Source organism: Calothrix sp. PCC 7507 (genome assembly GCF_000316575.1).
Taxonomy (GTDB): Bacteria; Cyanobacteriota; Cyanobacteriia; order Cyanobacteriales; family Nostocaceae; genus Fortiea.
Window position 1 is genome coordinate 5,138,514 of the sequence record NC_019682.1, and the last position, 22,188, is coordinate 5,160,701.

General features: G+C 42.9%; 20 protein-coding genes. 17 read left to right on the plus strand and 3 right to left on the minus strand.

The window, feature by feature from the left end:
• The first annotated feature begins 42 nt into the window (after positions 1–42).
• The 13 genes from dndC (at position 43) to CAL7507_RS22015 (ending at position 10,739) form a co-directional block, all read left to right on the plus strand.
• Complete coding sequence (gene dndC / locus CAL7507_RS21965) at positions 43–1,662, plus strand: DNA phosphorothioation system sulfurtransferase DndC (RefSeq protein ID WP_015130700.1); 1,620 nt, start codon at positions 43–45, stop codon at positions 1,660–1,662.
• A gap of 186 nt (positions 1,663–1,848) precedes the next feature.
• The gene (gene tnpA, locus CAL7507_RS21970; protein ID WP_015130701.1) at positions 1,849–2,262 is read left to right on the plus strand and encodes an IS200/IS605 family transposase; all 414 of its coding nucleotides are present in this window, start codon (positions 1,849–1,851) and stop codon (positions 2,260–2,262) included.
• Positions 2,263–2,369: 107 nt separating this feature from the next.
• On the plus strand, positions 2,370–4,355 hold the full coding sequence (gene dndD, locus CAL7507_RS21975; protein WP_015130702.1) for a DNA sulfur modification protein DndD: 1,986 nt from the start codon (positions 2,370–2,372) through the stop codon (positions 4,353–4,355).
• 65 nt (positions 4,356–4,420) lie between these two features.
• On the plus strand, positions 4,421–4,672 hold the full coding sequence (locus CAL7507_RS21980; RefSeq protein WP_015130703.1) for a hypothetical protein: 252 nt from the start codon (positions 4,421–4,423) through the stop codon (positions 4,670–4,672).
• Positions 4,669–4,788, plus strand: coding sequence for a type II toxin-antitoxin system PemK/MazF family toxin (locus CAL7507_RS33490; protein WP_255348321.1), 120 nt, complete (start codon positions 4,669–4,671; stop codon positions 4,786–4,788). The genes CAL7507_RS21980 and CAL7507_RS33490 overlap by 4 nt, the downstream gene beginning before the upstream one ends.
• 2 nt (positions 4,789–4,790) lie before the next feature.
• Positions 4,791–5,015 carry a type II toxin-antitoxin system PemK/MazF family toxin gene (locus tag CAL7507_RS33495; protein ID WP_255348322.1) on the plus strand — a complete coding sequence of 75 codons (225 nt, stop codon included), beginning with the start codon at positions 4,791–4,793 and terminating at the stop codon, positions 5,013–5,015.
• A 30-nt stretch (positions 5,016–5,045) separates the two neighbouring features.
• Positions 5,046–5,432, plus strand: a complete 387-nt coding sequence (dndE, locus tag CAL7507_RS21990) for a DNA sulfur modification protein DndE (RefSeq protein ID WP_015130704.1) — start codon at positions 5,046–5,048, stop codon at positions 5,430–5,432.
• 44 nt (positions 5,433–5,476) lie between these two features.
• Positions 5,477–6,934 carry a DNA phosphorothioation-associated putative methyltransferase gene (locus tag CAL7507_RS21995; protein ID WP_015130705.1) on the plus strand — a complete coding sequence of 486 codons (1,458 nt, stop codon included), beginning with the start codon at positions 5,477–5,479 and terminating at the stop codon, positions 6,932–6,934.
• A gap of 545 nt (positions 6,935–7,479) precedes the next feature.
• The gene (locus CAL7507_RS22000; RefSeq protein WP_015130706.1) at positions 7,480–8,772 is read left to right on the plus strand and encodes an AmpG family muropeptide MFS transporter; all 1,293 of its coding nucleotides are present in this window, start codon (positions 7,480–7,482) and stop codon (positions 8,770–8,772) included.
• Positions 8,757–9,158: a hypothetical protein gene (locus CAL7507_RS22005; protein WP_015130707.1), complete on the plus strand. Its 402-nt coding sequence runs from the start codon at positions 8,757–8,759 to the stop codon at positions 9,156–9,158. The genes CAL7507_RS22000 and CAL7507_RS22005 overlap by 16 nt, the downstream gene beginning before the upstream one ends.
• A gap of 78 nt (positions 9,159–9,236) precedes the next feature.
• Complete coding sequence (locus CAL7507_RS32815) at positions 9,237–9,413, plus strand: hypothetical protein (RefSeq protein ID WP_015130708.1); 177 nt, start codon at positions 9,237–9,239, stop codon at positions 9,411–9,413.
• 14 nt (positions 9,414–9,427) lie between these two features.
• Positions 9,428–9,922, plus strand: a complete 495-nt coding sequence (locus tag CAL7507_RS22010; RefSeq protein ID WP_015130709.1) for an N-acetyltransferase — start codon at positions 9,428–9,430, stop codon at positions 9,920–9,922.
• A gap of 58 nt (positions 9,923–9,980) precedes the next feature.
• Positions 9,981–10,739, plus strand: a complete 759-nt coding sequence (locus CAL7507_RS22015) for a HEAT repeat domain-containing protein (RefSeq protein WP_015130710.1) — start codon at positions 9,981–9,983, stop codon at positions 10,737–10,739.
• Between the two features lie 96 nt (positions 10,740–10,835).
• Here CAL7507_RS22015 and CAL7507_RS22020 read toward each other — a convergent pair whose 3' ends face one another.
• On the minus strand, positions 10,836–11,240 hold the full coding sequence (locus tag CAL7507_RS22020) for a phosphomannose isomerase type II C-terminal cupin domain (RefSeq protein ID WP_015130711.1): 405 nt from the start codon (positions 11,238–11,240) through the stop codon (positions 10,836–10,838).
• Between the two features lie 68 nt (positions 11,241–11,308).
• Complete coding sequence (locus tag CAL7507_RS22025) at positions 11,309–11,893, minus strand: Npun_F5749 family FMN-dependent PPOX-type flavoprotein (RefSeq protein ID WP_015130712.1); 585 nt, start codon at positions 11,891–11,893, stop codon at positions 11,309–11,311.
• A gap of 180 nt (positions 11,894–12,073) precedes the next feature.
• Between CAL7507_RS22025 and CAL7507_RS22030 the strand changes: the two genes are divergently transcribed.
• Genes CAL7507_RS22030 through CAL7507_RS33195 form a run of 3 tightly spaced genes read left to right on the plus strand, consistent with a single transcriptional unit; the run spans position 12,074 to position 16,048 of the window.
• A complete protein-coding gene (locus tag CAL7507_RS22030; RefSeq protein ID WP_015130713.1) occupies positions 12,074–12,400 on the plus strand; it encodes a hypothetical protein in 327 nt (108 codons plus the stop codon).
• Entirely contained in the window at positions 12,401–15,631 is a 3,231-nt protein-coding gene (locus CAL7507_RS22035; RefSeq protein ID WP_015130714.1) for a tetratricopeptide repeat protein, read from the plus strand.
• Between the two features lie 24 nt (positions 15,632–15,655).
• The gene (locus tag CAL7507_RS33195; protein WP_015130715.1) at positions 15,656–16,048 is read left to right on the plus strand and encodes a tetratricopeptide repeat protein; all 393 of its coding nucleotides are present in this window, start codon (positions 15,656–15,658) and stop codon (positions 16,046–16,048) included.
• A gap of 357 nt (positions 16,049–16,405) precedes the next feature.
• On the opposite strand, the gene CAL7507_RS22050 is transcribed toward CAL7507_RS33195, so the two are convergent.
• On the minus strand, positions 16,406–17,104 hold the full coding sequence (locus CAL7507_RS22050) for a Uma2 family endonuclease (protein WP_015130717.1): 699 nt from the start codon (positions 17,102–17,104) through the stop codon (positions 16,406–16,408).
• Positions 17,105–17,615: 511 nt separating this feature from the next.
• On the opposite strand from CAL7507_RS22050, the gene nrdJ reads away from it, so the two are divergent.
• Positions 17,616–22,073: a ribonucleoside-triphosphate reductase, adenosylcobalamin-dependent gene (gene nrdJ, locus CAL7507_RS22055; protein ID WP_015130718.1), complete on the plus strand. Its 4,458-nt coding sequence runs from the start codon at positions 17,616–17,618 to the stop codon at positions 22,071–22,073.
• Positions 22,074–22,188 lie beyond the last annotated feature (115 nt).

Consider the following 22,188-nt stretch of genomic DNA (forward strand, 5'->3'; position numbering starts at 1 on the left):
TTCGCCCAGATATTACGCCAGTGTTTCCAGAGAGAAGGAGAAATGACTACAGCACAACAAGCAGAAAATAAAGGTCAGCAAACACGTACTGTAGCAGAGTTAGTGGATTACATCCAAGCTCTCAACATTGAAATTCAAGAATTGTATTGTTTAGATGAGATACCTTGGGTTTTGGGCGTGTCTTGGGGAAAAGATTCTAGTACAGTATTGCAGCTTGTATGGAATGCGATCGCAGCTCTTCCTCCAGAAAAAAGAACTAAAACAGTCTATGTAATTACAACCGATACTCTGGTGGAAAATCCTGTAGTGTCTGCTTGGGTTCGCAAATCCATGCAGAATCTCAAGGTAGCTGCTAAAAGACAGGGGATGCCAATTGATCCACATCTACTGCAACCAGTAATTGAAGACACATTTTGGGTAAATCTTATTGGTAAGGGATATCCAGCACCCCGTAACCAGTTTCGCTGGTGTACACCACGCTTAAAAATTAATCCTGCTAATCAATTTATCCGTGAAATAGTTAGAGCTAACGGTGAAACAATTCTTGTATTGGGTACTCGCAAAGCAGAAAGCGTCAAACGTGCTGCCACAATGAAAAAGCATCAAGTTGATCGAGTACGCGATCGCCTGAGTCCTAATGCCAGCCTACCCAACTCCTTAATATATACCCCTATTGAAGATTGGAGTAATAACGATGTCTGGATATACCTTAATCAATCTGATAATCCTTGGGGACAAAGCAATAAAGAATTATTTGCTATGTATCGAGGTGCTACAGCAGATAATGAATGTCCACTAGTTGTTGATACTTCTACTCCTAGCTGTGGTGATTCCCGATTTGGCTGCTGGGTTTGTACACTAGTGAATAAAGATAAATCAATGGAGGCAATGATCCAAAATGATGAAGAAAAAGAATGGATGCAGCCATTATTAGATATCCGTAACGAACTAGATATTAAAGATGACCGAGAAAAAAGAGATTTTAGAAGAATTTGGGGAGATGTCCAACTATTTGAACGCAATAAAAACGGGGAAACCTCCATTGAACCAATCCCTGGCCCCTATACTAAATATTGGCGGGAACATTGGCTTAGACGATTATTAGAAGCGCAAACAAAAACCCGTCAGACAGCGCCAGAAAGTATGCGCGATATCACCCTAATTACTCTAGAAGAAATGAGCGAGATTCGCCGCATTTGGCTAGAAGAAAAACACGAATTTGATGATAGTTTACCCCGGATTTATCAAGAAGTGACAGGCGAAGAATTTCAAGACCCCCGTCCTGGTGCTGACTACAGCCTACTAGGCCGTGATGAATGGATAGTATTAGAAGAAATCTGTGAAGGTGACGCGATGCACTTGGAACTCATGGCGAAATTGTTAGACACAGAACGCCAGTATCGCAAAAAGACTCGTCGCGTAGGGATATACGAAACCTTAGAAAAATGTTTTAATACGAGTTCCCGTTCCCCAGAAGATGCGATTAAAAATGCTCGTTTGAAACGCGAATTAAGCGAAGCAGTTAGTCAAGGTGACGTTGCAAAAGTTAAGCAGATGACTTTGGGCGATGTTGCAGCAATCAATGAAATAGGTGAAGGTAAAAGTGATGAACAGGTAACTTGGGCAAGTATGAAATTTAAAAAGAAAGATTCAGAAGAATAATAGAATACCAGGCGAATACCAGGCGAATACCCGGCGATTGGAAATCGCAGCTACACAGACGAAACCCACCTCCGTGGGTTAAAGAGAAATGAGAGCAAGTTTTACACAAGAATTCAATAATAGAATACCCGGCGATTGGAAATCGCGGCTACACAGACGAAACCCACTTCCGTGGGTTAAAGATAAATGAGAGCAAGTTTTACAAAATTGTATATGCATTATGTTTGGGCAACATGGGATAGATTGCCTATAATTACGCCTGATATTCAGAAGTTAGTTTATCCAGCTATTATTCAGGAGTGTGAACAATTAAAATGTACCGTAATTGCAATTGGTGGTATTGAAGATCATGTACATCTGCTGACGGGTTTTCCGCCAACCATCAGTATCTCTGAATTGGTTAAACAGATTAAGGGAAGTTCTTCCCATTTTATCACTCACGAAATCAAGCCAGGTGAGTTTTTCAAATGGCAAGGTAGCTATGGAGCATTTACAGTTAGTCATGATGCCATTGATAATATAGCCAATTACATCAAAAACCAAGCTACCCACCATAGCCAAAAATCAATCATTCCCACCTGGGAACTAACTCCCAAATAACCCAACAATTATGTATGAATTTAGTCCACGAAGGTGGACTTCGCCTGTGTAGCCGCGAATTCTATTCGCCCGGTATTCCTTCACCCGGTATTTAATAATTTCCAACCATGATATTTCTTGAACTCGTTCTACAAAACTTTGGCCCCTACAGTGGGAAACAGATAATCAATCTTAACCCCAAAATTGATGAGGAAACCTCACACCCAATTATATTATTAGGTGGAATGAATGGCGGTGGAAAAACTACGCTGATGGATGCCATTCGTCTCGCACTTTATGGACCCCGCGCCCAATGTTCTACCCGTGGTAATTTAAGTTATAGCGATTTTCTTAACCAATGCGTTAACAATAAAATTGATCCAGTTGCAGACACCCGGATTGAATTACTTTTTGAACATATTGAAAATGATAAACCAATAAAATACCGTGTTGTGCGTAGTTGGACAAAAAATCCTAAAGACGGTAAAGATACATTAGGTATTTTAGGTGACAGTGATACATGGCCTGATGCTTTAGTTAATATCTGGGATGAATATATTGAAAATCTCCTACCATTAGGTATTTCTAACTTATTTCTCTTTGATGGGGAACAGGTTAAAGAACTTGCAGAACAGGAAACACCACCACCAGTTGTAGTAGATGCAATTCGTGGACTTTTAGGTTTAGAGTTGGCAGATCGTTTAGCAGTTGATTTAGATATCTTAGTTAACCGTAAACTTAAAGAAGTTGGGAATAGTAAGGATTTAGCAAATCTAGAGGAAATTGAAACTAGGTTAACCCAACAGCAAGAAGATTATCAAACCACAGAAGAGAAAGTAGAAATTCTCAAAAATCAGGTAGAAGAGTTAGAACAAAAGCAGCAAGAAGCCTTTGATAAATTCATTTCTGAAGGTGGGAAGATTGCAGCCGAACGCAATCAGCTAGAATTACAACAGGATACAAAAACTGCGGAAATTGAACAAGTACGTCAGTCGATGTGTGAATTGGCGGCTGATGTTTTACCTCTGGCATTAATTCCTAATTTGCTTAATCAGGTGCAAGCACAGGGGGAAAAAGAATTTCGCCATCAACAGGTACAAATTTCTAAAGATTTATTAATTGAACGAGATCAGCGCTTACTTACTTGGCTAAATCAAGTAGAAATTTCTCCGATAGAAGTTGAAAAAATCCAATCATTTTTAATCCAAGATGTAGATAATCTATATGCAAAAACTCTCCAGACGGAAGCACCTTGGCTATTAGCCGATGATGAAACTTTAAGTCAGCTAGATAATCTTATATATCACTTACAAAATTCTAAACTTTCTGCAAAAGAGAAATTAGCTATTCTCAAAAATAAAGAAGAAGAAATTCATACTCTAGAAAGGCAAGTGCAAACAGCAGCAGCACCAGAAGATTATACAAAGCTGCGTCAAGCACTAGAAGCTGCACAAAATCAAGTTGTTGAAGCTAAGGCAAATTACGAAACAATCCGCCGTCGTTTAGCTGATTTAGAAACTATTATTGCCAAGTCAAAAAGAGAATTAAGTGATTATACTGTAGAAAATATTAAACATAAAAATAGTGAACATATTATTACCTCTGCGGCTAAAGTTCAAAATACACTCAAGATTTTTCGGGAAAAGTTAACCCTGCGAAAACTCAATAAATTAGAGGAGGAAGTTAAAAATTGCTTCCTTTATCTTCTCCATAAATCAGACTTAGTGCATCGCATTACCATTGATACTAAGACTTTTAGCCTTTTGCTTTACGATTTAAATGGTAAACCTGTCCCTAAACATCGTTTATCAGCAGGCGAAAAACAACTACTGGCGATCGCCTTTCTCTGGGGTTTAGCCAAAGTCTCTGGACACCGCCTACCAGTAGCAATCGATACCCCACTCGGCAGACTAGACTCTTCCCACCGCAGTAATTTAGTTGAACGTTACTTTCCATCCGCCAGCCACCAAGTGATTTTGTTATCTACGGATACTGAGATTGGTAAAAAAGAAGTAGAAACACTGCGGGATTCAGGAGCGATCGCCCGCGAATACCTCCTCAAATACGACTCCTCCACCCGCCAAACAACTATCCAACCAGGATATTTTTGGTAGTAGATATCGTCTAAAAAAGATATTTACAATATATATCACGACCTTTGGAAAGTAGATAAGCAATTATGAACTCACCCCATGTACTAAAAATAGAGAATGATCTACGTGTTCTGTCATTAGAAGAATTAGAATGGTTATTAGAACGGATCGCAAAACAAGTGCAAGAAAGAAAGCAAATAGTAAATAAATTCACTGATGTTAAATATATGAATGAACAACTAGTTGCAATGGCTAGTGATTTAGATATAAAAACAGAAATTTACTCGATAAATCAGGAATTTGTGGTTACAGAAATGGATGGTTTAGAAAAGCTGTGAGCATCGAGAGAGGACAAATTTATTCTGTCAATCTTAATCCAGTACAAGGACGAGAACAAGCAGGAACACGTCCAGTTTTAGTTTTATCTATGATGCTATCAACGAATTACCTTTAGTTGTGACTGTAGTAGTTGGTACAAAAGGAACAAATATTAAGCGCGATTATCCAACTAATGTACGAGTTTCTCCCAGTGACAGTGGATTGATTATAGAAACAGTGTTTTTATGTTTTCAAATTCGTTCTTTAGATCCAAATCGCTTTCCGGCTGATCCAGTTGGCAAAATGTCTGACTCTAAGATGCTTGAAGTTGAAACTGCGGTTCGCTACTGTTTGGGTTTATGAGCGAAAACTACTTCAATTTTTAGGAAGATTATGGAATCCCCAATCGAAAGAATAAAACTCTCTCAAACAGCCAAAGACCAACTTACCAAACTTAAGCGCAGCACTAAAATCGACCAATGGAATATCCTCTGTCGTTGGGCGTTTTGTCGTTCCCTCGCAGAATCAACCACACCGTCCCCCGTCCCAATCCCCCAAGATAGCAACGTCGAAATGAGTTGGCGCGTCTTTGGCGGCGAAATGTCTGATATTCTCCTCCTCGCCCTCAAGCAACGCTGTCACAATGACGGCTATCCCACCGACAAAGAAACCCTAGCTACCCAATTTCGCCTGCATTTACATCGCGGTATCGGCTACTTAGCCGGCGATCCAAATATCAAGAAAATTGAAGATTTAATTGCATTGGCGGTGAAAGATTGAAGGATATTAGTTAACTGTTAACTTTTAACTGTTAACTGAATATTATGTCGGAGAGCTACTTAGAAATTGAGCGTCATAGAGCTGCGATCGCGCGCACCGAAATATCTCGCCCTGTGCGATTGTCCATAGAATGGGCAATCTTAAGTAACGATACCACGTTTTTTGACTACGGTTGCGGTTACGGCGGTGATGTGCAACGAGTAGCCAACCTAGGGTACACCAGTGCAGGCTGGGACCCTTATTACTATCCTGATGTACCACGCGCCGCCGCTGATGTGGTGAATCTAGGCTATGTCCTCAACGTCATTGAAGACCCAGAAGAACGCCGCCAAAGCCTGATCCAAGCTTGGGAACTCACTGGGAAAGTGTTAATTGTCGCGGCTCAAGTATTAATTAATGCTCCCAGTAAAACTCAAATAGCTTACAGTGATGGCATTGTGACGCGCCGTAATACTTTTCAGAAATATTACGAACAAGCAGAACTCAAAACTTACATTGACGAGGTGCTAAATGTAGATGCGGTACCTGTAGCACTGGGTGTCTACTTTGTGTTTCGGGATGAAGCCGAAAAAGAAAGTTACAAAGCTATTCGCTTCTTTTCTCGAACTTCTACACCACGAGTCCGGATTCCCAGCAAGCGATTTGCAGACTACGAAGAACTACTTACACCACTGATGTCCTTTTTTACGAAACGAGGTAGATTGCCCGTCAAAGGCGAATTGGAAAATGAACAAGAATTACTGAGTGAATTTGGTAACTTCCGCCGCGCCTTTGCTGTGATTTTGCAAGCTACTGATGAGGCAGAATGGGATGCGATCGCCTATCGTCGTTCTTTAGATATCCAAGTTTATCTCGCCCTCACCCACTTCGATCAACGTCCTTCATGGCATAAACTAGCCCCAGAACTCCGCCACGACATCAAAGCCTTTTTTGGTAGCTATCAGGAAGCTTGTACAGTCGCCGATCAAAAACTGTTTAGCTTAGGTAATTCTAGGGTAGTGCAAACGGCTTGCGACAAAAGCAAAATTGGTAAACATACCCGTAGCGCCCTTTACGTCCATGTTTCCGCCCTCTCATCCCTAGATCCCTTACTGCGAATTTATGAAGGCTGTGCTAGCCGTACCATTGGGCGTGTAGATGGAGCTACGTTGATCAAATATTGCACAGATAAACCGCAAATCTGCTATCTGTTTTACCCAGAATTCGACACAGATCCCCACCCAGCCTTAAAAGCCAGTATCGTTATTGACTTTAATACTTTGTATATTACTCACCGAGACTATCAAACTCGGAAAAATCCGCCAATTCTGCATCGTAAAGAAACTTTTGTCACAGCTAACTATCCCCTCTACGAAGAATTTGCTAAACTCACCCAACAGGAACAGCAATTAGGACTGCTCGAACAGAAAAGTGATATAGGGACTCGTGAAGGTTGGGAAAAATGCCTAGCTGCACACGGGGTAGAAATTAGAGGTCATCAAGTTAAATCAGTGAACAGTTAACAGTTAACAATTAACAGTGTTAGTAGGGTGTGTTAGAACGGAGTTCGTAACGCACCAAACCCTCGATAATGGTGCGTTACGCTGTCGCTAACACACCACTACAATACCTAATTTTGTTCAAAAATCAAATAGTAATCCTAATATTAGTGACTCATAATACACGGGAATTTATTCGGGTGAGTGGATTAAACCTTGAAGATTGGGAAGAAGAAACTTGATTTATCCAGGACTAAAGCCACCTGGCACACTGATATTCTGGTACAAGGGTCAAGCGTCAAGCGGAGCCAGCGCCGTGGGCGGGTTTCCCGACTTGTACCCCTACGGGGAAGCAAGCTACGCGCAGCGTCTCCCCTTGGGAGAGGCGACTGGCGTTCAAAAATCAAGGTTTTTTGGACTTTTGACTCTTGACTCTTGACAGCCCCGACGAAAAAAATATGACACGCAGCTTTAGTCCTATTATCTTGCCAAGTGGCAGATATGCATGAAACCACACACGAACTATGGCAAGATAACTGCAATTCATTAGAGGTGGGAAAGTTGAAAGTATGAATCCAGTGCGATCGCTGTTGCAAGTTTTCGGTAGCCGCAAAATGGCTACTTTATTATTTTTAGGGTTTTCATCCGGTTTACCGCTGTTATTAATCGGTAATACATTAAAAGCTTGGATGACCTTAGAAAAGGTTGATTTGGCAGCTATTGGCTGGTTTAGCCTTGCTAGTTTGCCCTACTCCTTGAAGTTTCTCTGGTCGCCGTTTCTCGATAGATTCAGTCTGCCATTTTTGGGACGGCGGCGGGGTTGGTTAATCGTTATGCAGCTAGCTTTGACGGTAGCGATCGCCTTTATGGCTTTCCAGCAACCCAAGGAAGCATTAAAGCTGCTAGCCATTAACGCGATCGTCATCGCCTTTTTGAGTGCTACTCAAGATATCGCTGTTGATGCTTATCGCACCGACATTTTAGAAAAACTGGAAATGGGCGCGGGTGCTGCAGTTTTCATCTTGGGTTATCGCATCGCCCTATTAGTAGCGGGTGCTTTAGCGTTGATACTTGCTGATAGAATGCCCTGGTCTTCTGTTTATTTATTTATGGCGGGTACAATGCTGCTGGGGATTTTTGCCACCTTATTGGCACCCGAACCAGAAGAAATTAGCCCTCCCGCTTCCTTATTTGATGCCGTTGTCTTACCCTTTGGCGAGTTTTTTCAGCGTAGTGGTGTGATCAAAGCCCTGTTGATTCTGGCATTTATTACCCTCTACAAGCTTGGGGATGCTTTGTTGAGCAACATGACCACGCCTTTTTTACTACAAATTGGTTTCACCAAAACCGATATTGGCACAATTCAGGTAGGTATGGGGTTAATTGCCACGATTGTGGGTGCCCTGGCAGGTGGATCAATTTTGAGTAGAATAGGCATCAATCGTTCACTCTGGTTATTTGGCATTTTACAAGCCGTGAGTAATTTTGCTTACTTGTTTTTAGCTTATGCAGGTAAAAACTATCAAGCTATGGTGTTGGCTATTAATATAGAACAGTTCTGTGGCGGGTTAGGAACAGCAGCCTTTGTGGCCTTTTTGATGAGTCTTTGTAACCAGAAGTTCTCTGCAACCCAGTATGCTTTGCTCTCCAGCTTGATGGCTGTCAGCCGTGATATCCTGGCAGCTCCAGGTGGTGCGATCGCTCAAAGTACGGGTTGGCCTTTATTTTTCTTAATTACGATCGTTGCTGCTGTGCCAGGACTACTCCTGTTACCAGTATTTGCCCCCTGGAATCCTCAACTTGTTGATTTGCCTAGACCAGGACTTGAAGAAGAAAAAGAGGATATATGGGGAACCAAGTAGTTTTATTCGTCGGTACTTTTATTCTCTTAGTTACCGGACTATTACTAGGCTACGTTCTTTCACAGCTAGTTTTAGGATTTTTGCCATTTAATCTCCTCACTTTTTTCGGTACACTCAGCCTGATTTTAATTTTTGGGACACTCTATTACGTTTTATTTTGGCAACTGCGGAAAGAGCAGTCCCAATCATTCGAGACGAGAATACCAACCCAAGTAGAGGAGTTTATCCCCGATAGCCATCTTAAAAATACGCTCATTGCTAGATTGGATGGAGATATTGCCACCGCCGAACGCTTAATTGATCAGGCCAAGCTGAATTATCCTGGAATGCCAGAGAATTGGTATTGTGAAAGAGTACTTGATGACTTGGAACGCGATCGCCGATAATCTATTGTTTTTTATTACCAGAACATCCCTAAAATAAATCAAGCAAACTTCACAAATCTTTGCTCCAAGAACCAAGATATGGCTATATTTCGTCAGTACATTGCCCCGTTAATCGCGGTGTTAATATTTACACTAGCCTTAGTGGCAGTCAGCGCCCGCATCTTTCTCCCCTCCGACATGGCAGCACCTGCACCCATTGAAAATGTGAGCATGGGGAACAGTGAACAGTTAACAGACCTGATAACTGATAACTGATAACTGATAACTGAATGCCTCACACCTTACCACCAGGGTATAGTATCCGCCTTGGCTCGATTGCAGAGCGATCGCTGCTAGTAAAATTCATGCAGCGAAGTTATCAAGATATTTTCCCGCAGCAAGATTTCTCTCACCTAGCCCAAACAGTCGAGCAATACTTCTCCAAAAATACCCCTCTATGGTGGGTTGAAGAAGATCAGGGATTACCTCAAGTAAAATCTCCCCATCTTCCCATAGCTTGCCTCTGGGCAGGAAACGCCATAGATCAAGTAGGAGGGAGCCGCCATACTCACATTTTCCTCCTCTACGTGATGCCAGAACATCGGCGGCGAGGAATTGGCACAGCATTGATGCACTATGTAGAAAATTGGGCAGCGCAAAGAGGCGATCGCCAAATTGGCTTACAAGTATTTCAATCAAACCAAGCCGCCTTGGATCTTTACAACCAGCTTGGTTATCAAACCCAATCCCTGTGGATGGTAAAATCACTCCAGGAAAAAACATAAAATCAGCTTTTCATAATTACGAATTACTATTAATCCCCAGTCGGGATGGCAATGAAATATGTATGACGAATATGACCTCAGCCTACTCGATGTCGAGGAGGAGCTAGAAAGCCCCTTAGATAAAATAGAACCGCTAACTGCTGACTCAGTTGTGGTCAAGCCCGATCCAGAGATGATGCTAGCCCTCCTAGAACATCCCGAACCACAGCAGCGGATGTTAGCGGCTCGTGCTTTTTGTGACATCGAAGATGTCCGCGCTATACCCCACCTAATTCGCTTGTTAACTGATACCTGTCCTCTGGTGCGAGTGAGTGCGGCCTACGGCATTGGACGCAATCCCAGTACAGAAGCAGTAGAACCTTTAATTAGCCAACTCAACCGAGATTGGAATGGCTACGTCCGCAAAGGTGTTGTTTGGGCTTTAGGAAACTGTCGCGATCGTCGTTCTTTAGCACCCCTAGCCGATGCCCTCAGAACCGATATTTCCGCCGTGCGATTGTGGGCAGCTAGTGCTTTGGTGCAAATGGCAGAAGTCAGTTACGAAGCCATATTAGGGGCAATCCCACCACTAATTGAAGCCTTAGTCCAAGATCCAGTCGCCGCCGTGCGGAGTAACAGCGCTTGGGCGATCGGGCAGCTGTGCCGCGAATTGCCGTCTAATGTAGTTTATGCCACTGCGATCGACGCTTTAATTCAAGCCTTCGCCGAAGACCAAGATTTGGGAGTGAGAGAAGACGCCAAAGCCTCACTCTTAGGTGTAGGTGATCCCCGCGCCTTGCAGCTGATTGAAACCCTCGAACAAGAAGGCTGGTTTTAACAGTTATCAGTTAACAGTTAACAGTTAACAGTTATCAGTTAACAGGTGATAGCGGTTTTTAGATCAGTGAGGTACAGGTTTTCCCCACCCTCACTACTAAATTTCCCCTATGGGTTTAACCAGATTCAAATCATAAGGGCGTTCCGTATCATCCTCACCCAAATACTCACCGTTTTGAATTTCCAGAATCACAAGGGGAATATGTCCTGGATTTTCTACTTTATGTAGCGTTGCTGCAGGGACATAGGTTGACTCGTTGCGATTGAGTAAAATTTCCTCATCTCCACAAGTCACCTTAGCGACACCTGCGACTACAACCCAATGTTCATTGCGATGATAATGAATTTGTGGTTTGATGCTGTGTCTAGGTTTAATTTCCACGCGACTAATTCGATAACCTTCTCCCTCTTCAATCACCTCGACATTACCCCAGTATCGTGTACCGGAGTGTGAGGAGGACTGATCAATATTGGACTGACCATCATTTTCATTCTGAGTCATAACTAGGGCTTGCTGAAACAGATGACTATCACTATAGTTCAAAGTTAGGGTGAAGCCGGAGAAAAAGACTACGGATTAATTTCTTGACAAGACCATCTTTCTTTTTCGTCAAGATGATAAAGCCAGCGATTTTGAGGTTCACCGCGTAATTCTAAATGATCTACCTGCACAGGGTCGAGTAGCAACAGGCAAAAATTAGGCTCTGGCTGACTAGGATCAGGTAATGGTGGTTCAAAAGCAGCTTTGTCCTGAATTCTCGGTTTACCAGAAGCAGGCCAAGCAAATTGTAACCGCCCTGCATCACTCAAGTCTCGCCAGGTAGTCATACGGGCTTTTTGTAGCGCTGGTAGAGGATGATCATCGCTGACTAAAGTCAAATGGCCAGTGATGCGAAATTGCTCTCGCGTATTGGGAAAATACCAGCAAACTTCTGCCCAAGGTTGTTGTTGTATTTGGTCGGCTTTCTCGCTACGGGCATCAGTGATAAATTTTAGCTGGTTACTATCTTCTAGAAAGCCACGAAAGACCAAAGTCCGATTAGCCGGACAACCATTTGCTCGTACCGTTGCCATTTGCAGGTAGCGGGCATAGACAAGATTACGATTGCGATGGAGAGCATGGGCGATCGCACTTCGCCAAGGAGCAAGAGACATATTAATTCGTAATTCGTAATTCGTAATTTTTGAAAGTCAGATTAAATTCAGGTTGGTGTCTGTTGTCTTATTTTAGACAATTGGTACAACACTCAGTAAATAATTTAAAAATCCTTTCTTCTCTGCGCCTCTGCGCCTCTGCGTGAGATAAAAATACTGTATAACTTCGCAAGTAACTTTATGGCACAAATTCAAATCGGAATCGAAGGCGAAGACGCACCAGCAGCAGCCGAGACTTTGCTAGCAATCCCCGGAATATCCGGAACCTACGAAGTACCAACCCAAAGAGAAGGAACTCTAGCAGCTATAGCTACCATTATCGGCATTGTGGGTGGTGTTGCGGCTTTAGCTGAACAAATTCGCAAATGGTATCAAGAATGGCATAAATCTCATCCAGGGAAGCAATTTGATGTGGTAATTCTTGACCCTGATACTGGAAACAGGATTTTACTCGAAGACGCTACCATAGAGGAAATCACGGAAATCCTCAAATCTATCAGCAAATAAGTGCAAACTATCCGCATTCAACTTCGGGAAAGTACGCAGGAAACAGTTGAACTCAGGTATTGGCTACCTCAAAAAAATCACTATGAATCGCGTCGCCTGAAATTAGCCGAAATCGCTGATTTTCTCAAGCAGGGTGAGCGAGATTATTATAAACTGCTGCCCAATTTACCAGGAATCGGGCAGCAGTTATTTTTTTGGTTGGATGGCGATGGACGGTGGTTGAGTCGGGGAATTGCTAACTGTCGCGGTGAGGGGTTGGTAATTGCCATTGATACTGATAAAAAATTGGCACATCTACCTTGGGAAGTGCTGCATGATGGTGAGGATTTTTTGGTGAAGCGGGTTAATCCAGTGGTGTTACCTCTGCGCTGGATTGAGAAAGAAACGGAACCGTTTTCTGTGGAAGCACGACAATTGCGAGTATTGTTTATGGCAACCGACCCGGAAGATGTGCAACCAAAGTTAGAGTTTGAACAGGAAGAAGCGAGAATTCTGGCTGATACGCGAGATTTTGCTGTAGATTTGCGGGTGGAAGAAAGCGGTTGCGTTAGCGAGTTGGGTAAGGTGTGGAGTCGCTATTTTAATGACTTTGATGTGTTTCACCTCACAGGACACGCCTCAATTAAAGATGAAGCACCTTACACGCCTTACTTTATCACTGAGACGGAAGTGGGGGAACGCCATGAAACCACTGCCGCAGAACTGGCGGAAGTTTTCCGGTTTCGCTTTCCCAAGTTGGTGTTTTTATCTGGGTGTCGGACTGGACAAGCAGCAGATAAAGGCGCTGTCCCTTCGATGGCTGAGGCACTAATTGCCCAAGGGGCTAGGGCGGTTTTAAGTTGGGGGCGGCCTGTGGAAGATCGGACAGCTACAGCCGCCGCCGCGCACCTTTACGGTAAATTGGCAGGCGGATATCAATTAGCTGAAGCACTCGCTAGCACTTACCAGCAGTTGTTTAAACAGAATGTGCGTGACTGGCATTTGTTGCGGTTATATGTCCAGGGAGAATGTCCCGGTGCGTTGGTGGAAGTGTTGGGAGATGTGCCACCCTCAGCGCCGGAACCTGCATACCAACAGTTTTTAGATCCCGATACCCAACAGGTGCGGGTGGCGAAACCCTCTGAGTTTGTTGGGAGACGGCGGACTTTGCAACGTTGTCTCAAAGCTATTCGCACTTCATTAGGGGTACTAATTCACGGACTGGGGGGTGTGGGTAAGAGTACTGTGACGGCGCGACTTCTGGAAAGGATGGTTGGCTATCACAGGCTGGTGATCTTTCGGCAACTCGATGAGGACAAACTGCTCAAAACCCTTGCTGAACAATGTACCTCGGAACGGGGGCATGAAATTCTCAATGGCAAGTTACCGTTGATGCAGCGCCTCACCAAGTTTTTCACTGAAGGACTGAATACCAAAGAACAGCGCTTTGCCTTTGTGCTGGATGACTTTGAGGCTAATTTGGAATTACGAAATGGGGTTTATGTCTTGCAACCACAAGTTGTGGATGTACTGCTGGCGTTGCTGAAGGCGATGCAAAATTCCCAACTTCCCCACAAGGTAATTATTACCTGTCGCTACAATTTCACATTGTCGGAACTGAATCATCGTCTGTACCGCGAACCTCTGGGGGCTTTGGGTGGGGCAGATTTAATTAAAAAGTATAATCGTCTGGATTCGTTTAATGGCAGTTGGCAATTTCAGCCAGAATTGCCGGAACTTGCCAAAAAAGCAGCAGATGGAAATCCTCGGCTGTTGGAATGGTTGGATAAGATTTTACAAAATTCCCCGAAGTCGCCGTCAGCGGAGAGGGGAGTTGAGATGATTCTGCAAAAGATGGCTGATAAGGAAAAGGAATTTCGTGAGGATATTTTGGCTGAAGAATTGCTGAAGCAGCAAACTCCAGCTTTGCGGAAGATGCTGGGGAAGTTGTTGGTATATGAGTTACCTGTTCCTCTAGCTGCTATTTCCCCGATTTGTGAGGATATCTCAAGTTGGGAAAGTCATATTCAACGCGCTGAAATTTTGGGTTTGTTGGAAGTTACCCTTACCAACAACACAGAGAGGTTGTATCGTGTTCCCCGGATTTTGTCACCGTTGCTAGAGTTTCCAGAAAACCCCAAGAGTGAAGAGTTGTATAAACAAGCTGCACAAATTTTGTATCGCCTGTGGTTGGAAGAGGCGGAAGGTGCGACGGAAGCACAAGAGTTAGAAATTCATAGGTTGGCTTTGTTGGGGAAGGATGAAAAAATTGCGGCGAACATTGCCAGTTCTTTAGCAGAGAACTGGAAAAATAAAAGCCGTTTTCGGGAAGCAATACATCTATACAAATCAACCTTAGAAATTACTACAAACTATATTGTTCTCAACCAAATTGCTTATTGTGAACACCAAATGGGTGAGGTTGATCGAGCATTAAACTATTACCAACAAGCTTTAAATCTTTGTCCTGCAGAAGACGTAGCAGAATTAGCATCAATTTATTATCATTTTGGGATACTAAAAGCGACCAAAGGGGAAGTAGATGAAGCGATCGCACTTTTCAATCAGTCTTTGTCAATAAATGAACGCATTGGTAATGTCGAAGGCAAAGCAGCGACGTTGCACCAACTGGCACGTATCTACGCCAACAAGGGGGAAGTGGATGAAGCGATCGCACTTTTCAATCAGTCTTTGTCAATAAATGAACACATTGGTAATGTTCTAGGCAAATCGGCGACGTTGCACCAACTGGCACGTATCTACGCTGATAAAGGGGAAGAGGAGCAAGCAATCGCACTTTTCAATCAAGTCCTTGAAATAGATGAACGCATTGGAAATTTCCAAGGCAAAGCGGAGAATTTGCACCAACTGGGAAATATCTACGTCAACAAAGGGGAAGTGGATGAAGCGATCGCGCTCTACAATCAGTCTTTGGAAATAGATGAACGTATTGGATATGTCCAAGGCAAAGCGGCGAATTTGCAACAACTGGGAAATATCTACGCCAACAAAGGGGAAGTGGATGAAGCGATCGCACTTTTCAATCAGTCTTTGGAAATAAATGAACGCATTGGTAATGTCCAAGGCAAAGCAATGACTCTGCGGAGGTTAGGATATTTGGCAGAACAGCAGGGTGAATACACTAAAGCGATATCCTATTTGCAACCAGCTTTAGAGATTTTGCAGCGATTGAAGTCACCACACGCTGAAGGTGTGAGTGCAAGTCTTGATAGGGTAATGCGTAATTCGTAAAATGTCCAAGGCAAAGCGGCGACGTTGCACCAACTGGCAGGTATCTACGCTAACAAAGGGGAAGTGGATGAAGCGATCGCACTTTTCAATCAGTCTTTAGAAATAACTGAACGTATTGGTAATGTTCAAGGCAAAGCGGGGACATTGCACTGTCTGGGATATATTTACGCCAACAAAGGGGAAGTGAATCAAGCGATCGCACTCTACAATCAGTCTTTAGAAATCACTCAATGCATTGGTGATGTCCGAACTCAAGCAATGACTCTGCGGAGGTTAGGAGATTTGGCAGAACAGCAGGGTGAATACACTAAAGCGATATCCTATTTGCAACCAGCTTTAGAGATTTTGCAGCGATTGCAGTCACCGGATGCTGAAAGTGTGCGTGCAAGTCTTGATAGGGTAATGGGTAATTCGTAATTACTGAAAGATTTTTGTCTCACGCAGAGGCGCAAAGGCGCAAAGAAGAAGGCAAGAGTTGGATTTAAGTAAATAAAAACTCCATTAATGAGGCTTTGAACTCCATTAATGAGGCTTTGAACTCCATTAATGAGGCTTTGAACTCCATTAATGAGTCTTTGAACTCCATTAATGAGGCTTTGAACTCCGTTAATGAGGCTTTGAACTCCGTTAATGAGTCTTTGAACTCCATTAATGAGTCTTTGAACTCCATTAATGAGTCTTTGAACTCCGTTAATGAGGCTTTGAACTCCATTAATGAGTCTTTGAACTCCATTAATGAACCTCAGAGCTTCGTTGATGAGTCATTACAGCAATTCAGGTGAGAGAATCAGGATCTATGCCAAGCGATCGCAACCGTTCTGCTAACAATTGGACGCGTCGTAGTGCTTCCTGTGCTTCTTGTTGAGCTTGCTTGGCCTGTTCTTGTGGTGTAAAAAGCCTTTGCCCTTGCTCGTCATACCAATACAACCACTCACGCGGAATGCCTAGATAAGTTCCCCGTTCCATGCCAATCGCTAAACCTATCTCTGGCAACCAAACGCGATCGCCATTAAGTAATTCATAAGCATTATTAACTAATTTGTAAACTTCTAAACGTGGCTTGTCGCAACGAAATGGGTTGTAAATTACATAATACAAAAACCCCAATCTTGCATACTCTGCTTTTTTAGTCGAGTACTCACCGCGATCTATCTGAGATACCACCTCAAGTACTAATATTGGTAGTTTCTTTTCTTCCCAAAGCACATAACTGGAACGGAGGTTTTCATCATAAAATCGCTTTACACCCAAACTCAAAAATGCATCTGGGACTATCGCTGGTAAACCTGGATCGTAATAAATACCCATGCGAATACCAAAAAACCAATCCATGCTATCTGCCCAAGCCATTGCTAATACGCTTCTGAGTAAATCGGGAATTGATTTTTGTAATTGATTATCTACTGGAGTATCGTCAGAGTCAGGTAGTTCTTTTGAAGAGGGCAAACGAGCTGATGGATCGTAATTTACCATGATGGATTTCCCGTTCCTCAGTTATTAGTACATCTTTATTTTATTAATGAATCTTGATGGTAATTTAAATCAGAGAATCAGGATCTATACCGAGCGATCGCAACCTTTCCGCTAGCAATTGAGCGCGTTGCTTGTTGTATGGAAGCAAGGTTTTCTAGTTCATAGTGAAAATTCAGTGATCGATCGCTCTCTATCTTCCTAAAACTGTGCAGCGATGTGAGCCATATCCACGACAAGCTATTTGGCGTCGCATCTTGCTTCTAATAGTGATAATCAGCCTGAATATGAGGTTAGAGAGAGAATTTACTGATAACTTAATCCGTGCTAATTAAAACCGAGTATATATCTCTTACTCAAGAGTGGGATACATTATACATCATAAATTTCTGTTGCAATTAGTACGGCTTATCACTAGCGTAAAATGGACAATTTGACAATCTTTAATACTAAAACTACTTGGCGTATAGTCATAATCTGTCCGCACGCAAGAAGAACGCAAGACACTTAATATATGGTTCAGAATCTCGAAAGAACACGCCAGAGTGCAGAGTTTCCAGAAACAGCACCGGCTGCAAATCCCGTATTTTTTAGAACCTATAGCCGCCGTAGTCAGGCTGGTTTGAGGGAAACATGGGATGAGGTATGCGATCGCACTCTTCAAGGTTTGGTGGAACTAGGAAAACTCAGCCGTGAGGAAGCTGCTATTTTAGATAAAATGCAGCGCCAGATGAAAACTTTACCCAGTGGGCGCTGGTTGTGGGTTGGTGGTACTGACTGGATAACCAAGCCAAGGAACTTTTCCGGGGCTTATAATTGTACCTCTACCAACCTAGTAGACTGGAAAGCCTTCGGGTTAATGATGGATCTGGCGATGATGGGGTCTGGTACTGGAGCCGTTTTAGAACCAGAATATATTAATCAACTCCCTAAAGTCCGCAATCGCCTCAATGTAACCGTCAAAGGTGAAATTGGCAATACTCCTCCAGAACTGCGTCGTGAATATACAGAAACCGATATAGAGGGTAATAGCGTTACTATTCACGTCGGCGATAGTCGTGAAGGTTGGGTGAAATCATATCAAACCCTATTGGAACTCTCCACCGATGAACGCTTTACTGATGCAGTTGAAGTAATTGTTGATATTAGTGACGTGCGTCAAGCTGGTGAAACCCTCAAGGGTTTTGGTGGCGTGGCTAATCCCGTAAAATTACCGGGATTGTATCAGCGTTGTGCATCGATTCTGAATAAGGCTGTAGGTAGACAATTAAATTCTGTTGAATGTTGTTTGTTAATCGATCAAGCTGCCGTGACAATTGTCGCGGGCAATATTCGTCGATGTATTGCTTATGGAGAAAGGGTTTCAGCGATTGATGGCATGAAACCTATTCAAGATATTCAGGTCGGGGATTTGGTTTTAACCTCCTCTGGTGAGTACCGTCCAGTAGTGAATAAATTCATCCAAGGTACGCAGGATGTTGTAGAAATTCGCACTCCTATTACCTCAATTCGTTGTACTGCTAACCACCGCGTTGCAGTTTATGATGGATTGCGTTCTTATACTTGGAAGTATGCCGGTGAATTACAACCAGGCGATCGCCTGATTTCAGTTCCCCATCTTCAGGGACAACCAGGCGCTACAACAGATTGGGCTTGGCTAGTAGGCTTCTTTATCGGTGATGGTCATGCTGATTTACAATCAACTAAGCGGCGTAATGGTGGGGGTGGAGTAGTTAGTTTTGCTATTTCCACACAAAGACTACAGGGTGAATTAGGTCAAAAGATTCTGAGAATCCTAAGTAGCCTGGGCTATAGTCCTGCTCTAAAAATTCAAGGGACTCATGCTAATATCAATGTCTATCGCAAACAATTCGCCGAAGAACTTGGACAGTACAAACAGCCTTGGGGATGTCCTGTAATTCCAGAATTTGTTTGGCGAGGTAATCGAGAAATTCGTGCTGCTTTCTTGGCGGGTTTAAGTGATGCTGATGGTACTCCTTCCCGAAATGTTCTGGTCAACTCGAACAAGTTAGACTTTTTAAGGGAAATCCAAAAACTATCTCTTTCCTTGGGAATTGCTACAACTTTACAAGAACGTCAGCCAAGATCTATTAAAGGAAGAGATAAAGTTTATGATGGATGTCACGCCCTTCACATCAAAGGTTTGCAATCTCAAGCTGTGGCTGTCGGCTTGATTAATCAATTTGCCGTTCGAGATGGCTTTACTATCAAGTTAGCGAAAAAGAACGGGCTAACCTTACCTTATCCATTTGTCAAAGAGTTAGCTGCTACAGGATGGAAACCAGAAACGCTGTGTCGCGCTGATGTAATTTGGGTTGACCCGAAAAGTAGACCTGGTTACTTTAGAGATGCCAACTTTGATACACTCATAGCAGAAGATTTGGTCAATCCACACTGGTTGCCAATGGAAGTTCAATTTGTCGCTCCTGCAGGTGAAGCTGAAACTTTTGATATTGAAGTTGAAGGCGATCACGAATTTATTGCCAATGGCTTGCTGGTTCATAACAGTGCTGGTATGCGCCAAGGTGATAGTAATGATCACTTATTTGCCAATGCCAAAGATAATTTATGGCAGCAAGATGCAGAGGGAAACTGGCGAATTGATCCAGAACGTGATGCCCTCAGAATGGCAAATCATACCAGAGTTTTTCACCGCAAGCCAACATTAGAAGAATCTATTGATGCAGTTCGCAAACAATATTACAGCGGCGAAGGAGCTATTCAATGGGCTGGTGAAGCTGTAGCAAGAGCAAACTCTGATTTGCTAACAACACCAGCATTAAAAGTTGATTTCTTGAAATCTTATGAACAAGGAACAGCAAAACAGTGGTTGCAAGAACGTCATCCTTATCTTGATGCTGAAGAACTAGAACATCGTTTGCAGCGCTATGCTCTCAATCCCTGCGGTGAAATTATAGGTGCCAATTTCCATTGTGTGAGTGGTGATACCATGCTCATTACTAAAGATGGAATGCACAAAATTAAGGATGTTGTTGGCAATCAAATTGAGATTTGGAATGGTGCAAGATGGAGCCAAGTCCAACCTTTAAAAACTGGTAAAGAACGTAAGTTATATCGAGTCCAATTTGCAGATGGTACTTATTTGGATGCAACTGAGTATCATCGCTTCTTTGTAAAAGATAGATTTGGTAAAGAATACAAAGAAGTCCAAACCAAGGATTTGATGGATGTTAGTCGATATGCGATTCATACTGAGCCTTTTACTATTCAGTATGAAAATGGATTAAATATCGATGCAAGTTATGCTTATACTTTGGGTGTCGCAGTAGGAGATGGGACTACAGATAAAAACGACAATGCTAAAGTTAGGCTATACGAAAATAAAGCAGATTTATCTGTAATAGGTAGTAAGTCTCCCCAAAGAAACTATAGCTATTTACCTACTTTTACAGATGTCACAGATTTAGGCTTTTCTGGAGAATTGCTTAAAAGTTTAAAAACCAATCCAGCAGCTTTGAATGTTATTGCTAGTTGGAACCGTCAAGCAATTTTGCATTTTATCGCTGGTTTAGCAGATACAGATGGTTCTAATACTCAAAGTAACGGGATTAGGATTTATATCTCTGATTACGAACGTGCATATCGAGTGCAGTTATTGTTAACTAAATGCGGTATCCGTTCTTCGTTAAATCTTTTAGCTCACAAAGGTTCAGTTACTAATTATGGTATTCGCAGTCAAGATTTGTACTACTTACAAATCACTGACTGTGGGGAAATTCCTTGCCAGCGTTTGGATGTGAGCAAAGGATGTAACGCAAAATACAGGGGTAAATGGCAAGTAGTCAGAGGTGTTGAAGAATTGCCAGGATTACACGATACTTACTGCTTTAACGAACCGGAGTATCATAAAGGAGTTTTTGGTAATACCCTGACTGGAAACTGTAATTTGTCTGAGGTTCACCTCAATCAAATTGACCCACATAACTACAAAGAACAAGAGGAGGCGTTCACTGCAGGCGCTTTATCTGTAGCCGCACTTTTGAATCATAAATTCCTCGAACCACGATACCAAAAAAGCCGGGAATTAGACCCGATTGTCGGTGTTTCTTTCACAGGTTTATTTGATTTCTTTGTTCATGCTTTTGGTGCAGATTGGTTGCACTGGTGGGAAGCGGGTAGACCTGCGACACCGCAAGGGTTAGCATTTAAACGTGAGGAAGAAAAATACCTGACTTCCTGGAGAGATATTGTACATCGGGTGGTGTGGGATTATTGCGATCGCCATAATTTCAAACGCCCCAATCGCTGTACCACAGTCCAACCCAGCGGGACTAAAGCTCTGTTAACTGGCGCTAGTTCCGGATGGCACCCCCCCAAAGCCCAACGATTTATTCGGCGGATTACCTTCGGTAAAAATGACCCCGTAGCCTTAGCTTGTATTGACTACGGTTACAACGTCATTCCCTCCCAATCTGACAAAGATGAAAATGGTAATTTGTTGCATGATCCATTTGATCCTAGGGTAAGTGAATGGCTAGTCGAAATCCCCGTTGCTGTACCTTGGGCAGATATCCCAGGCGCAGATCAAGTTGATGTTTCTCAGTTCTCTGTTTTAGCTCAATTAGATTTTGTCATGCAGGTTCAGCGCTGGTATGTCACTCATAACACCTCTGCTACTTTGGAGCTACGCTCTGAAGAAATTGAGCCTCTAGGACAGCGCATCTATGAAGCTATCCAGAATGATGAGGGATATATCTCCGCCGCTCTTTTAGCGCGGTTTGATGACCTCCAATCATTCCCACGATTGCCATTTGAACCCATAGATAAACTTACCTATGAACGTCTACTTCAAGAAGTGAAAGTACGACGCAAAACAGATGATTTCTGTGCAGTTCTCAGCCGCTATGATTTGGGTGAATTAGCAGAATCTGGCCCTGCTGGATGTGATTCAGATAAATGTATGTTTCCTGAACAGCCGCCTACCTCTTAAGGGACTGGGGACTAAGATTTTTAGATTTTAGATTTTGGATTTTAGATTGAAACCCAATCCAAAATCCAAAATTGAATTGCCCAATCCCTAAGTGTAGCCGCGAATTCCATTCGCT